Here is a 14165-nt window from a genome sequence, read left to right as displayed (position 1 = left end):
CGATCATGCGTGCTGTGCACGGACCTTACCCGTGCCGTCGCCGGTCATCCGTCCCGGTGCCGTCGGCTTTCGCCACGGCACCGGGAGGGACAACGAGCTCTACTGTCCGCCCTTTTGCACGAAGGACCGTACGAAGTCCTCGGCGTTCTCCTCGAGGACGTCGTCGATCTCGTCGAGTACGGAGTCGACGTCGTCGGACAGCTTCTCCTGGCGCTCCTTGAGGTCCTCGGATGCCTGCGCGTCCTGCGCCTGCTCCTCGACCTCCTCGGTGGAACGCGTGGCCTTCTGCTGTCCGCCGCCGGTGTCCTTGGTCGCCATATCCCTCACCCCGCTCGGTTTGCCCGCTTGGTTCGGTCTCTCAAGATCAGACCCTACAAGGACGGTCTGACATCGGCCCTGTACTTTCTCCAACGTCCAGGGAGTATCCCCATGATTCCCGGAGATCCCCGGCCGAAGCCCATTCGGTCCGACCGGTACGCGTCCGCTCAGCCGCCGGACAGGACGCGGACCAGGTCCTCGGCCGTGCGGCAGCGGTCCAGGAGCTCCTTCACATGGTTACGTGTACCACGCAACGGCTCCAGCGTGGGCACCCTCTGGAGCGAGTCACGACCGGGCAGGTCGAAGATCACCGAGTCCCAGGAGGCCGCGGCCACGTCGTCGGCGTACTGCTCCAGGCACCGGCCACGGAAATAGGCCCTGGTGTCCTCCGGAGGCTTCGCCTGCGCCCGCGCGACCGACTCCTCGTCCAGGAGGCGCTTCATCCTCCCCCGGGCCGCCAGACGGTTGTACAGGCCCTTGTCGGGGCGTACGTCGGCGTACTGGAGGTCCACCAGGTGCAGCCGGGCCGCGTCCCAGTCGAGGCCGTCACGGCGCCGGTAGCCCTCCATGAGCTCCCGCTTCGCGATCCAGTCCAGCTCACCGGCCAGGCTCATCGGGTCGTTCTCGAGCCGGTTGAGGGTGTCCTCCCACCTGACCAGCACGTCCTTGGTCTGCTCGTCGGCGTCGGCGCCGAATCGCTCCTCCACGTACTTACGGGCCAGCTCGAAGTACTCCATCTGAAGTTGTACGGCGGTGAGTGTCCGGCCGCTGCGCAGCGTGATCAGGTACTGGAGCGAGGGGTCGTGGGACACCTGGTGCAGGGTGCGCACCGGCTGGTCGACGGCGAGGTCGACCGTGATGAAGCCGTCCTCGATCATCGACAGCACCAGGGCCGTCGTGCCGAGCTTGAGGTAGGTCGAGATCTCGGAGAGGTTCGCGTCACCGATGATCACATGGAGCCGGCGGTACTTCTCGGCGTCGGCGTGCGGCTCGTCGCGGGTGTTGATGATCGGCCGCTTGAGGGTGGTCTCCAGGCCGACCTCGACCTCGAAGTAATCCGCGCGCTGGCTGATCTGGAAGCCGTGCTCATGGCCGTCCTGGCCGATGCCCACGCGGCCGGCGCCCGTGACGACCTGCCGGGAGACGAAGAAGGGCGTCAGGTGGCGCACGATGTCCGAGAAGGGGGTCTCCCGCTTCATCAGGTAGTTCTCGTGCGTGCCGTAGGACGCGCCCTTGTTGTCGGTGTTGTTCTTGTACAGGTGGATCGGCTGGGCGCCGGGGAGCTGGGCCGCCCGCTCGGCCGCCTCCGCCATGATCCGCTCGCCGGCCTTGTCCCACAGGACCGCGTCGCGCGGATTGGTGACCTCCGGAGCGCTGTACTCGGGGTGGGCGTGGTCGACGTAGAGCCGGGCGCCATTGGTGAGGATCACATTGGCCAGGCCGATGTCCTCGTCCGTGAGCTGGCTGGAGTCGGCGGCCTCACGGGCGAGGTCGAAGCCGCGGGCGTCCCGCAGCGGGTTCTCCTCCTCGAAGTCCCAGCGGGCGCGCCGCGCCCGGTGCATCGCCGCCGCGTAGGCGTTGACGATCTGGGACGAGGTGAGCATGGCATTGGCGTTCGGGTGGCCGGGGACGGAGATCCCGTACTCCGTCTCGATGCCCATTACTCGCCGTACAGTCATGCGGCCCTCCTTGCCCGGCGGCGCCCCCGCTCGGGAACGGCGCTCAAGTACCGCTTCTTCTCCGGTGCGTGTGCGGTGCCCGTCCCCGCACTGCGCGACTCGGCGGTACGGAAGAGCCTAGAACGCCTCTGCGCTGGTGGGGAGATCAATTGCGTCATTGCTGCGGTGTGGTCGGAATGATGGCCAAAGGCCGGTGAAAGCAACCGGCCGCGGATGCCCTCCCCCGCCGTGGGGCGGGGGACGCCCGGGCACCCGCAGCCGGAATGCGATCTACAGGTACTGACCGGTATTCGCCACCGTGTCGATGGACCGACCGGTGTCGGCGCCCTGCTTTCCGGTGACGAGGGTGCGGATGAAGACGATCCGCTCGCCCTTCTTTCCGGAGATCCGGGCCCAGTCGTCCGGGTTGGTGGTGTTGGGCAGGTCCTCGTTCTCCTTGAACTCGTCCACGCAAGCCTGGAGGAGGTGGGAGACCCGGAGGCCCTTCTGGTTGTGGTCGAGGAAGGCCTTGATGGCCATCTTCTTCGCCCGGTCGACGATGTTCTGGATCATCGCGCCGGAGTTGAAGTCCTTGAAGTACAGGACTTCCTTGTCACCATTGGCGTAGGTGACCTCGAGGAACCGGTTCTCCTCGGATTCCGCGTACATCTGCTCCACGACCGACTGGATCATCGCCTGGGCCGCGGCTTCCTTGGACCCATTGTGCTCGGCCAGGTCGTCCGCGTGCAGCGGCAGCGAAGGTGTCAGGTACTTGGCGAAGATGTCCTTGGCGGCCTCCGCGTCCGGACGCTCGATCTTGATCTTCACATCGAGCCGGCCCGGCCGCAGGATGGCGGGGTCGATCATGTCCTCGCGGTTGGAGGCGCCGATGACGATGACGTTCTCCAGGCCCTCCACACCGTCGATCTCGGCGAGGAGCTGCGGGACGATGGTGTTCTCCACGTCCGAGCTGACACCGGAGCCACGGGTGCGGAAGAGGGACTCCATCTCGTCGAAGAAGACGATCACCGGGGTGCCCTCGCCGGCCTTCTCACGAGCGCGCTGGAAGACCAGGCGGATGTGCCGCTCGGTCTCACCGACGTACTTGTTGAGGAGCTCGGGGCCCTTGATGTTCAGGAAGTAGCTCTTCCCGGCGGGCTGCCCGGTCACCTCCGCGACCTTCTTGGCAAGGGAGTTGGCGACGGCCTTCGCGATCAGCGTCTTGCCGCAGCCGGGCGGACCGTAGAGCAGGATGCCCTTCGGCGGCCGCAGTTCGTGCTCCTTGAAGAGGTCGGGGTAGAGGTACGGCAGCTCGACCGCGTCGCGGATCAGCTCGATCTGGTTCCCCAGACCGCCGATCTTGCTGTAGTCGACGTCCGGGACCTCCTCGAGGACGAGTTCCTCGACCTCGCTCTTCGGGATCACCTCGTAGACGTAACCGGACCTGGGCTCGAGCAGCAGGGCGTCACCGGGGCGGATGGTGGTGTCCAGCAGCGGCTCGGCGAGCCTCACCACCCGTTCCTCGTCGGTGTGCCCGATCACCAGGGCGCGCTCGCCGTCCTCGAGGATCTCCTTGAGGGTGACGATGTCCCCGGCACGCTCGAACTCCATGGCCTCGACCACGTTGAGCGCTTCGTTGAGCATCAGTTCCTGGCCGCGCCGGAGCTCGTCGAGCTCGACGCTGGGGCTGACGTTCACCCGGAGCTTGCGGCCCCCGGTGAAGATGTCGCAGGTGCCGTCCTCGTTCGCCTGCAGGAAGACACCGAAGCCGGCCGGAGGCTGCGCGAGCCGGTCGACCTCCTCCTTGAGGGCCACGATCTGGTCGCGGGCCTCACGGAGCGTATTGGCGAGTCGCTCGTTCTGCGCGGACACGCCGGCCAGGTTGGTCTGCAGCTCGACGATCCGCTCTTCGAGAATCCTCGTGTGACGCGGAGAGTCGGCGAGCTTACGTCGCAGGACGGCGATTTCCTGCTCGAGATAGGCAACCTGGCCGGCAGGGTCTTCAGACCCCCGCCCCGGCCGGATGCCGCGGTTGATGTCGTCGTCGTGGGCTGCCACGGTCCTCACCTCCTCCAAGGGGAGCTGGACGCTTCCTGACCCTACCTGGGTGGGTGGTGATTGAAACCCCTAGATCACAAAGACTCTCGGGGTGTGTCCGATCTTCACCCTTGCGCTCTCCCTCGCACCAGGGGGATACCCACCCATCAACATCTGAAAGCGGGCGGTTGTATCGTCGGAGTGGTCAACACCCGTCAGGGTTGGCCCGACTTACCACACCAGAGGCAGGAATATGACCGTGCAGCACGAGGCTCCGACCACGGGCGCCGGCGAGGCCCTGGAGGTCTGGATCGACCAGGACCTCTGCACCGGCGACGGGATCTGCGCGCAGTACGCCCCCGAGGTCTTCGAGCTGGACATCGACGGCCTGGCGTATGTGAAGAGCGCCGAGGACGAGCTGCTCCAGGACCCGGGCGCCACCACGCCCGTTCCGCTGCCCCTGCTTCAGGACGTGGTCGACTCCGCGAAGGAGTGTCCGGGCGACTGCATCCATGTGCGTCGCGTTTCGGACAAGGTGGAGCTCTACGGCCCTGACGCGGAGTGACCGCTCACACACCGTGGGCTTCGGCGGGGGCGGAGCGGACGAACTTGTCGCCCTGCCACCGCCACTTGACCGTCTCCCGCTGATCGGGACAGCAGCTCGGCACGTCCGGTGAGGAGTAGCCGAGCAGGGTCGCGGTGACGACCCCGTCACGCACGGAGATCTCACTCACACTGCGCCGCTCGGCGGGCTCCACCAGCGTGGCCACCACACGCGCCCCGGCCCCGGCACCACGGGCGAGGACGTACAGGCCGCTCGGCGGTGTTCCGGAACCCGCGCGGCAGTGCGCCGCCACGACCGTCTCCGGCCGGCCGTCGCCGTCGATGTCGCCCGTCGCCCGCTTCGACACCACGCTGGGCGCGCCGGCGCATTCGAGCGGATAGGTCACCGCGGCCGGGTCGGGGGCGGGGCCGGCGGCGGGAGCGGCCGCGGTCCGGATGCCGCCCGCCTGGGAGGCGGTGGCGGCTTCGGGCTGGAGCACTCCGGCGCCGGCGACCACCGCGGCCATCGCCGCTGCCGTGGCCAGCCAGTGGATCGGCCGGGCGTGGGTGTGCGCGAGGTCCGGGAGGGCGGAGGGCTGCACGCGGGGTGTCTCCTGTGGGCTGTGCGGTGGGGGTGCCCAGCATCGTGCCATACGTCACACCGGGCGCGGAACAGGGGGGTCGGGCCGTGTTTCCTCCGAGCGGGACGCGCCCGCTCCACGGACGCCGAACGTGAAGGCGCCGCCGTCGAGTTCCCCGCTGGGTGGCGGGAACTCGACGGCGGCGCCGGTGCGTTGTCGGGGCGTCAGCCCCAGGGGCGTCTGCCCGGGTATCAGCCCTTGTTGGGGCCTTCGTAGTCCTCGCCGTACGCGCCCTTGGCGGGACGGCGGCGGCGCATCGGGGGCTCCACTCCGTCCGCGAGGCGGCGGGCGGTGACCAGGAAACCGGTGTGTCCGATCATCCGGTGGTCGGGGCGGACGGCCAGGCCCTCGACGTGCCAGTTGCGGATCATCGATTCCCAGGGCTGCGGCTCGGCGTAGCAGCCGATCTCGCGGATGGACTCCACGGTGCGGGCGAGCTGGGTGGTGGTCGCCACGTAGCAGCAGAGGATGCCGCCCGGGACGAGCGCCTTGGAGACGGCCTCCAGGCACTCCCAGGGGGCGAGCATGTCCAGGATCACGCGGTCGACGTCGGTGTCCGACAGATTGTCCTGGAGGTCGCCGACGGTGAGCTGCCAGGCGGGGTGCGGGCCGCCGAAGTAGCGCTCGACATTGCCCCTGGCGATCTCGGCGAAGTCCTCACGGCGCTCGTAGGAGTGCAGCATGCCGCTGTCGCCGATGGCGCGCAGCAGGAAGCTGCTGAGCGAGCCGGAGCCCACACCGGCCTCGACGACGCGTGCGCCGGGGAAGATGTCGGCGAAGGCCAGGATCTGCCCCGCGTCCTTGGGGTAGACCACGGCGGCGCCGCGGGGCATGGACAGGACGTAGTCGGGGAGCAGGGGGCGCAGCGCGAGGTAGGCGACGTTTCCCGTGGTACGGACAACACTGCCCTCGGGAGCACCGATCAGCTCGTCGTGCGGGAAGGAACCCTTGTGGGTGTGGAAATTCTTCCCGGCCTCGAGCGTGAACGTGTAGTGGCGTCCCTTGGGGTCGGTGAGCTGGACCTGGTCCCCGACCTCGAAGGGCCCGCGACGGCGGGCGGCACCGGTCGGTTCGGACATGTGACCAGTGTATGGGCTTCAGGAACCCGGCCGTGCCATCGCCTGGACGAAGGCCCGCTCGACGTCCGCGGTGGACAGCACGCCGTAGATCTCGCCGGACTCCTCGACCACCAGGTACTCGGTGGCGGGGTTCGCGCGGAGCCGGTCCAGGAGGGCCTCGCCGGCGAGGTCGGCGGGGACCCGCATGCCCTCGGTGAGCTCCTGGGCGAGGCCGCTGACCGCGACCCAGGGGCGGCGGTGCTGGGGGACGCCGACGATGGCCGTCTCGCGGACCAGGGCCTTGGGCTCGCCCTGGCCGTCGACGACGACGAGGGCGCGGGCCCCGGCCTCGTTGGCGCGGCGGAGGGCCTCGGACAGGGGGGTGTCGGACTCGACGGGGACGGCCCGCCGGGTGAGGGTGCGGGCTCGCAGTTCGGGGAGGTGCTCGCGCAGCCGGGCCATGCGGAGGCTGTTGCCGGCCCCGGTCCAGATGATCGCGGCGAGGATGGCGGCGAGGAGCGCGTCCATCACGGTCTCCAGGCCGCTGATCTCGTGGGAGGCGCTGCCGAGGGCACCGGTGTGGGTGAGCAGCGGGAGGCCGATGAGGACGGTGACGGCGAGGGCGCGGCCGACCCAGGCGGCGGCGACGGTGCCGCTCATGGGCTTGCCGGTGATCTTCCATACGACGGCGCGGAGCATGCGGCCGCCGTCGAGCGGCAGGCCGGGCAGGAGGTTGAAGGCCGCGACGATGAGGTTGGAGATCATCAGGCCGGCGAGCAGGACCCCGGGCACGGTGCCGGGCTCGACGGCGTACATGGCCGCGTAGAACCCCCCGGCGAGGGCCAGCGAGAGCAGCGGGCCGACGAAGGCGAGGACGAACTCCCGGCCGGGGGTCTCGCACTCCTTCTCGATCTCGGAGACGCCGCCGAAGAACTGGAGCTGGATGCGGCGCACCGGCAGTTTGAAGCGGAGCGCGGCGATGGTGTGGGCCAGTTCGTGCACCAGTACGGAGGCGTAGAAGGCGACCGCGAAGAAGAGGGAGACCAGGTAGCGGGCGCTGCCGAGCTCGGGCAGGATCCGCTCGATCTGGTCGCCGAAGACCCAGGTGATGAGGGCGGCGACCAGGAACCAGCTCGGGGCGACGTACACGGGCACGCCGAAGAGGCGGCCCATCAGGATGCCGCCGCCTTCCCGTGGCCGCTGCGGTTTTCCGCTGTCGGGAGCGGCTCCGGCCGGGTCGGACCGCGGGCGGGTGTGCTCGCCGCTCTCGTCGTCCTTGTTCACAGGTTCCCTTCGGTGTGAAGCGTCACACGACGATCATGCAGTGTGGGAGGGTCTGGCGTCGATGGTATGCCGATCGTTGTCAGTGGCGGGCCGTAGGGTTCTGTGCCATGACCACGAGCCCGTCCAGCTCCCCGAGCCCGTCCAGCTCCCCGAGCCCGTCCGCCTCCCCGGACCCCAAGCCGCCCGCGTCGCTGTCGCCGTCGCGGGCGAGCGACTTCATGCAGTGCCCGCTGCTGTACCGGTTCCGGGTGATCGACAAACTGCCGGAGAAGCCGAGTGTGGCGGCGACCCGCGGGACGCTGGTGCACGCCGTGCTGGAGCGGCTCTTCGACGATCCGGCGGTGGAGCGGACCGCGCCGCGGGCGAAGGCGATGGTGCCGGGGCAGTGGACGCGGCTGCTGGAGTCGCGGCCGGAGCTGGGGGAGCTGTTCGAGGGAGACGCGGACGGGGAGCTGCTGGCGCGCTGGCTGTCCGAGGCGGAGCAGCTCGTCGAGCGGTGGTTCACGCTGGAGGACCCGACGCGGCTGGAGCCGGCGGAGCGGGAGCTGTTCGTGGAGACCGAGCTGGAGTCGGGGCTGCGGCTGCGCGGGGTGATCGACCGGGTCGACGTGGCGCCGACCGGCGAGGTTCGGATCGTCGACTACAAGACGGGCAAGGCCCCGCGCCCGGAGTACAGCGAGGGCGCGCTGTTCCAGATGAAGTTCTACGCCCTGGTGGTCTGGCGGCTGAAGGGCGTGGTGCCGCGCCGGTTGCAGCTCGTGTACCTGGGCAGCGGTGACGTGCTGACGTACGACCCGGTGGAGGCGGACCTGCTGCGGGTGGAGCGCAAGCTCCAGGCGCTGTGGGACGCCATCGCCCATGCCACCGCGACGGGCGACTGGCGGCCGCGCCCGACGAAGCTGTGCGGGTGGTGCGACCACCAGTCGGTGTGCCCCGAGTTCGGTGGCACTCCCCCGGTCTATCCGCTCCCGATCGTCCCGGCGCCACGGCCGGAGTGAGGCGGCGGAGCCGCAGCGGGGCGGTCAGGGCAGAATGGGCACGGTCAGCTCAGCCGTGAAGGAGTACCTGTGGCCATCCGCGTCCTACTGGTCGACGACCAGCCGCTGCTGCGCACCGGCTTCCGGATGATTCTGGAGGCGGAGCAGGACATCGCGGTCGTCGGTGAGGCCGGCGACGGCCTCCAGGCCCTCGACCAGGTGCGGGCGCTCCAGCCCGACGTGGTGCTGATGGACATCCGGATGCCCCGCATGGACGGTGTGGAGGCGACCCGGCAGATCACCGGGCCGGGACGGGACGGACCGGCGAAGGTGCTGGTGCTGACGACGTTCGACCTCGACGAGTACGTGGTGGAGGCGCTGCGCGCCGGGGCCAGTGGGTTCCTGCTGAAGGACGCGCCGGCCAATGAACTGGTGCAGGCGATCCGGGTGGTCGCGGCGGGTGAGGCGATGCTGGCGCCGAGCATCACGCGCCGGCTGCTCGACAAGTACGCGGACCATCTGCCGTCGGGCGAGGAGCCCGTGCCGGACGCGCTGAACACGCTGACGGACCGTGAGGTCGAGGTGCTGAAGCTGGTGGCGCGGGGGCTGTCGAACGCGGAGATCGCCGCGGACCTGTTCGTCAGCGAGACGACCGTGAAGACCCATGTGGGTCATGTGCTCACCAAGCTGGGTCTGCGCGACCGGGTCCAGGCCGCGGTGTACGCCTACGAGAGCGGCCTGGTGCGCCCCGGCGCGCAGTGACCGGCCTGGCGGTGGCCGGCCCGCGGTGACCGGCCCGCCGGTACCGAGAAGCGGGGTACCGAGAAGCCCGGTACCGAGAAGCGGGGTGCGCGACCGGTGGTCGGGCACCCCGCTTTCGTGTCGGCCGGATCAGCCCTTCTTGATCTCCCAGAAGCGGAAGACGGTGGACGCGTCCAGCGTCCACTCCAGGCCCGTGACGCCGTCGCGGGCGACCGCGTACTGCTTGCCCTGCCACAGCGGCAGGATCGGCAGGTCCTCGGCCACCGCGTCCTGGAGCTTGCCGAAGTCCTCGGCGGCGGCGGTACGGTCGGCGGTCGCGGCGGTACGCGGGATGAGCGTGCCGGTGATCTTCTTGTTCTCGTAGTTGTTGTTGAGGACGTTGCCCTCGCCGAAGAACGGCTGCGTGAAGTTGTCCGGGTCCGGGTAGTCGGGGACCCAGCCCTTCACGTACACGCCGTACTTGCCGGCCTTGATGTCCTTCTCGTACTGCTCGAACTCGACGGACTTGACCGTGGCCTCGAACAGTCCGCTGTCGTTGAGCTGCTTGGCGATCGCCTTGAGCTCCTCGTCGGTGGAGGGGCCGTAACGGCTGGGCGTCGACCAGAGGGTGAGCTTCACCTTGCCGTCGACACCGGCGGAGCGCAGCGCCTGCTCGGCCTTGTCGCGCTGCGGCTGGTCGCCGTACTCGTTGACGAAGGCCGTGTTGTGGCCGACGATCCCGGCCGGGATGATCGAGTACAGCGGGGTGGCGGTCGACCGGTAGATGTTGTTGACGAGGGCGTCACGGTCGACGAGGTACGCGATGGCCTTGCGTACGCCGAGCTTGCCGACGACCGGGTCGTCCACGTTGAACACCAGGTGCTGCACCTCGGCGCTGGAGCCCTCGATGACCTCGAACTCGGCCTCCGCCGACGTGTCGGAGGCCTGGATCCCGGCGATGTCGGCCGCGGCGAGGCCACGGTACGCGACGTCGATCTCGCCCTTCTGCATGGCCGAGGCCAGCGCCTTGCGGTCGCCGTGGAAGAACTTCAGCTTGACGCCGCCGTTCTTCACCTTGGCCGCGCCCTGGTACTCGGGGTTGGGCGAGAAGACCGCCTCGCCGTCACCGAACGAGTCCAGCTTGTACGGGCCGGAGCCGACGGCCTTGCCGTCCGTGCGCAGCGCCCCGTCCTGGTACTCGCGGTGGTCGACGATGGAACCGGCACCCGAAGCGATCTTGCTCGGGAAGGTGGCGTCGGGCACCTTGAGGGTGAAGACGACCGTCTTGTCGTCCGGCGTTTCGATCTTGGCGATCGTGGAGAGCAGCGGCGCGGGGCCGGCCGGGTCGTTGATCTTCAGCGCCCGCTCGAAGGAGAACTTGACGTCCTCGGAGGTGAGGGGGTTGCCGTTGCTGAACTTCAGCCCGTCGCGCAGCGTGCACCGGTAGACCTTGCTGCCGCCCTGGTCGAAGCCGCACTTGTCGGCCGCCTCCGGCTGGGGCACCGAGGCGCCCTTGGGGAAACTGAGCAGGGACTGGAAGACGTTGTTGAACAGCAGCCACGAGCCCGGGTCGTAACCGGCGGCGGGGTCCGTCGCCAGAACTTCGTCGGACATGCCGACGGTCACCGAGCCGCCGGAGTCACCGGCGCCGCCGCTCTTCTCCTCGCCGCAGCCGCTCAGCAGGGCGGCCGCAAGCCCCGCTGCGAGCGGGGCCGTCAGCCACTTGTTGTGTGCCTTCACAGGAACCTTGCCTCTGGATCTTCATCGCCGGCCGAGCCCGAGTGCCCGGCCGGGTACAGCAGGGTCAGGCGATACCTCGGGCCAGCTCCCAGAGCTGAAGGTCCGAGGAGGTGTTCAGCGCCCACTCCACACCGGTCACGTCGTCGCGGGCGGCGACGTACTGCTTGCCCTGCCACAGCGGCAGCACCGGGACGTCGGTGGCGACGATGTCCTGGATCTGCGCGAAGGCGGACGACGCGGCGTTACGGTCTGCCGCGCGGCGCGACTCGGGGAGGAGCCGGCTGCGCGTGGCGCTGTTGACGTAGGGGGTGTTCAGGAAGTTGTCGGCGTCGAGGAACGGCGCGATGTAGTTGTCGGGGTCCGGGAAGTCGGGGAACCAGCCGAGGCCGTACACGGCGTACTCACCGCGCTTCTGCGCGGGGCGGAACTCGGACCACTTGGCGCCTTCGACGGTGACGTCGAAGAGCCCGGTGGCGTTGAGCTGGTCGCGCAGCGCGGCGAACTCCTTGGCGGTGCCGGTGCCGTAGTGGTCGCTGGTGTAGTGGAGCGTCAGCTTCACCGGGGTGCTGATGCCGGCGTCGCGCAGGATGCCCGCGGCCTTCTTGCTGTTCGGCTCGCCGTACTTGTTGAAGAAGGAGTTGGTGTGCGCGGTGATGCTGGAGGGGATCAGCGAGTACAGCGGGGTGGCGGTCTCCCCGTACACCGTCTGGGCGATCCGGCTGCGGTCGACGACGGCGGCCATGGCCTGGCGGACCGCCTTGTCCTTGACGGAGGGGTCCTCGGTGTTGAAGCCGAGGTAGCGGATCTCCAGGCCGGGGACCTCGGTGATCCTGATGCCCGGCTTGGGGTTCTCGTTGAGGTCCTTGACCTGCTCGGGCGACATCGTGCGGGTCATCATGTGGATGTCGCCGGCTTCCAGGGCCTTGCCCATGGCGGCGGCGTCGTCGAAGGACCGCAGCACGACCTTGTCGTTGCGGACCTTGATGTCGCCCTTGTAGTGGTCGTTCCGGGTGAACACGACCTTGGTGACGCGGTCGCCGCTGACGTCGGCCTTCATGGTGTACGGGCCGGAGCCGTCGACCTGGAAGCCGTCGCGGAGCTTCTTGGCCTCGTACTTCTCGCTGCTGAGGATGCCGGCGACGGGGGTGGAGAGCTTGTACGGGAAGGTGGCGTCCGGGCTCTTGAGGTGGAAGACGACCTGGTCGTCACCCTTGGTCTCGATCGTGTCGATGTTCGACAGGAGGCCGGCCGCGCCGTTGTCCGACTTGATGGCCAGGACCCGCTCGATGGAGAACTTCACGTCCTTGGCGGTGACCGGGGTGCCGTCCGCGAAGGTCAGGCCGTCCCGCAGGGTGCAGCGGTAGCTCTCGCTCGCCCGGTCGGTGAAACCGCACTGGGAGGCGGCCTCGGGCACCGGGGCGCCGCCGCCGCGCGGTACGTGCATCAGGGTCTGGACGGTCTGGCGGAGCACGTTCCAGACACCGGTGTCGTAGGCGAAGGCCGGGTCGAAGGGGGCGGAGGCGTCCTCGGTGGCGGCGAACTGGTCCGTGGTACCGACGACGATGGCGTCACCGCCGGAGCCGCCGTCCGCGCCGCCGCATGCGACGAGCACGGGGGCGAGCAGGCCGAGCACGGCCGGCAGCACCAAAGTCTTGCGGTTCATTCTGGACGTTCTCCTCATCCGGCACTGGGTACAGCGGCGTACGGACACTCCGCCGCGTCCGCCCGGTCGGGGCAGAGCGATCGGGCCGGGATACAGAGCGATCGATCCTGTGTTCCCGTGGGCTTGGTGGCCGGACGGGACACGCGGAAACTGCGGCGAAGTTCTCGGCAAGAGATTAGTAGGCAACGCCACACATGCAGGAACGGGACCGAGTTGAGGCCGCATCAGACAGTGATCAGTAATGCGTGAGGGGCTATCGCTATGCGCTGGAATGATTCGTACACCGCTCCATGAATCCGGACACATGGGCAGGGTCGAAGCGTTGCGCTCCGGGCATACGGGCGTTTCCGGCCATGCGGTCCACGCCACGCTGAGTGACGAAGCTCACTCCGAAACCCATTGGCGGCGTAACGGAAAAGGCATGTTCCGCTGCGCTGGGTTTTCGGCGCTATTCGCCGGCACACGCAGAGTGCGTGATCAGTTCATTGACGTGATCAATGTGCGCAGAAAACGGAGATCGATCTCTTCCAGCGACCGCACGACCACCCGGCCGTCGGCCGGCGCGATGGGGGCGACGGACGGCACGGCGACCACCCGGCAGCCCGCCGCCTCGGCGGCGGCGACGCCGGTCGCGGTGTCCTCGATCACGGCGCACCTGCCCGGCTCGGCGCCGACCCCGCGCGCGGCCAGCAGGTACGGGTCGGGGTGCGGCTTCGTACGGGACACCTCGTCGCCCGCCACGGTGAGCGTGAACCGGTCGCGGCCGAGCGAGTGCAGGACGCGGTCGATGATGCGGCGGTGCGAGGCGGAGACCAGCGCGGTGGGGACGTTGTGCGCGGCGAGCTCGGCGAGCAGCCGCTCGGCGCCCGGCATGAGGGGGACGCCGCGGCCGATGCGCGCCTCGAAGCGCTCGTTGAGCAGCACGGTCAGCTCGGCGAGGGTGATGTCGGCGCCGGTGGCCTCGATGAGGTAGCCGGCGCTGCGGGTCATCGGTCCACCGACCACCACGTCGCGCCACGACTCGTCGAGGGTGTGACCCAGCTCACCGAAGACCTCGACCTCCGCGTCCCACCAGAACCCCTCGGTGTCGACGAGTGTCCCGTCCATGTCGAGGAAGACCGCCTGAAGGGCGGAGCCCTCAGCCATGCGGGTCAAGGACGCGGGGACCGTACTGGTCATCCGGCACACCTCCATAGAGGGACGAGAAGGCCGATCGCTCTCCCCGGTGGGAAGTCCCGGCGGGGAGCCCGGTGGAAGTCCCAGGGAATTCCGCTGGGATTCCGCCCGGATTCCGCCGTGGGAAAGCGACCGGCCTGCACTGGACCGACCAGTGTACGTCGCGTCGTCGATTAACGCGCGTTGAAGTACTTCGCCTCTGGGTGGTGGATGACGATGGCGTCGGTGGACTGCTCGGGGTGGAGCTGGAACTCCTCGGAGAGGTGCACCCCGATCCGCTCCGGCCGGAGCAGGTCGGCGATCTTGGCGCGGTCCTCCAGGTCCGGGCA

Annotated in this window: 13 protein-coding genes; 3 read left to right on the top strand and 10 right to left on the bottom strand. The window is 69.0% G+C overall.

Going from position 1 to position 14165, the window contains the following annotated elements:
- Positions 1–99 precede the first annotated feature (99 nt).
- The 3 genes from AB0J57_RS25445 to arc form a co-directional block, all read right to left on the bottom strand.
- Positions 100–318 (bottom strand): ubiquitin-like protein Pup, encoded by a 219-nt coding sequence (locus AB0J57_RS25445; protein WP_016325855.1) that lies wholly within the window; start codon positions 316–318, stop codon positions 100–102.
- Between the two features lie 167 nt (positions 319–485).
- The gene (gene dop, locus AB0J57_RS25440; protein WP_366130600.1) at positions 486–1997 is read right to left on the bottom strand and encodes a depupylase/deamidase Dop; all 1512 of its coding nucleotides are present in this window, start codon (positions 1995–1997) and stop codon (positions 486–488) included.
- A gap of 270 nt (positions 1998–2267) precedes the next feature.
- Positions 2268–4034: a proteasome ATPase gene (gene arc / locus AB0J57_RS25435; RefSeq protein ID WP_366130599.1), complete on the bottom strand. Its 1767-nt coding sequence runs from the start codon at positions 4032–4034 to the stop codon at positions 2268–2270.
- Between the two features lie 232 nt (positions 4035–4266).
- Here arc and AB0J57_RS25430 point away from each other — a divergent pair, with 232 nt between their 5' ends.
- The gene (locus tag AB0J57_RS25430; protein WP_366130598.1) at positions 4267–4578 is read left to right on the top strand and encodes a ferredoxin; all 312 of its coding nucleotides are present in this window, start codon (positions 4267–4269) and stop codon (positions 4576–4578) included.
- 4 nt (positions 4579–4582) lie between these two features.
- On the opposite strand, the gene AB0J57_RS25425 is transcribed toward AB0J57_RS25430, so the two are convergent.
- The 3 genes from AB0J57_RS25425 to AB0J57_RS25415 form a co-directional block, all read right to left on the bottom strand.
- On the bottom strand, positions 4583–5158 hold the full coding sequence (locus tag AB0J57_RS25425) for a hypothetical protein (RefSeq protein ID WP_366130597.1): 576 nt from the start codon (positions 5156–5158) through the stop codon (positions 4583–4585).
- A 230-nt stretch (positions 5159–5388) separates the two neighbouring features.
- Positions 5389–6276 carry a tRNA (adenine-N1)-methyltransferase gene (locus tag AB0J57_RS25420; RefSeq protein ID WP_064069112.1) on the bottom strand — a complete coding sequence of 296 codons (888 nt, stop codon included), beginning with the start codon at positions 6274–6276 and terminating at the stop codon, positions 5389–5391.
- 18 nt (positions 6277–6294) lie between these two features.
- Complete coding sequence (locus tag AB0J57_RS25415; RefSeq protein ID WP_366130596.1) at positions 6295–7539, bottom strand: site-2 protease family protein; 1245 nt, start codon at positions 7537–7539, stop codon at positions 6295–6297.
- 107 nt (positions 7540–7646) lie between these two features.
- Between AB0J57_RS25415 and AB0J57_RS25410 the strand changes: the two genes are divergently transcribed.
- Positions 7647–8537 carry a RecB family exonuclease gene (locus AB0J57_RS25410; RefSeq protein WP_366130595.1) on the top strand — a complete coding sequence of 297 codons (891 nt, stop codon included), beginning with the start codon at positions 7647–7649 and terminating at the stop codon, positions 8535–8537.
- Between the two features lie 69 nt (positions 8538–8606).
- On the top strand, positions 8607–9278 hold the full coding sequence (locus tag AB0J57_RS25405) for a response regulator transcription factor (protein ID WP_064069109.1): 672 nt from the start codon (positions 8607–8609) through the stop codon (positions 9276–9278).
- Between the two features lie 129 nt (positions 9279–9407).
- Here AB0J57_RS25405 and AB0J57_RS25400 read toward each other — a convergent pair whose 3' ends face one another.
- From AB0J57_RS25400 to AB0J57_RS25385, 4 genes are all read right to left on the bottom strand, one after another.
- Positions 9408–10997, bottom strand: coding sequence for an ABC transporter substrate-binding protein (locus tag AB0J57_RS25400; RefSeq protein ID WP_366130594.1), 1590 nt, complete (start codon positions 10995–10997; stop codon positions 9408–9410).
- A 64-nt stretch (positions 10998–11061) separates the two neighbouring features.
- Positions 11062–12660, bottom strand: coding sequence for an ABC transporter substrate-binding protein (locus AB0J57_RS25395; RefSeq protein WP_366130593.1), 1599 nt, complete (start codon positions 12658–12660; stop codon positions 11062–11064).
- Between the two features lie 477 nt (positions 12661–13137).
- Entirely contained in the window at positions 13138–13839 is a 702-nt protein-coding gene (locus tag AB0J57_RS25390; RefSeq protein WP_366130592.1) for an HAD family phosphatase, read from the bottom strand.
- A gap of 170 nt (positions 13840–14009) precedes the next feature.
- Positions 14010–14156 (bottom strand): vitamin B12 dependent-methionine synthase activation domain-containing protein, encoded by a 147-nt coding sequence (locus AB0J57_RS25385; protein WP_366130823.1) that lies wholly within the window; start codon positions 14154–14156, stop codon positions 14010–14012.
- Between the last annotated feature and the right edge of the window lie 9 nt (positions 14157–14165).

The sequence above is a fragment of the Streptomyces sp. NPDC049837 genome (genome assembly GCF_040674455.1).
Classification (GTDB): Bacteria; Actinomycetota; Actinomycetes; order Streptomycetales; family Streptomycetaceae; genus Streptomyces.
Note: the sequence above shows the minus strand (reverse complement) of the source record. Positions and strands in the feature narration are given on the sequence as shown.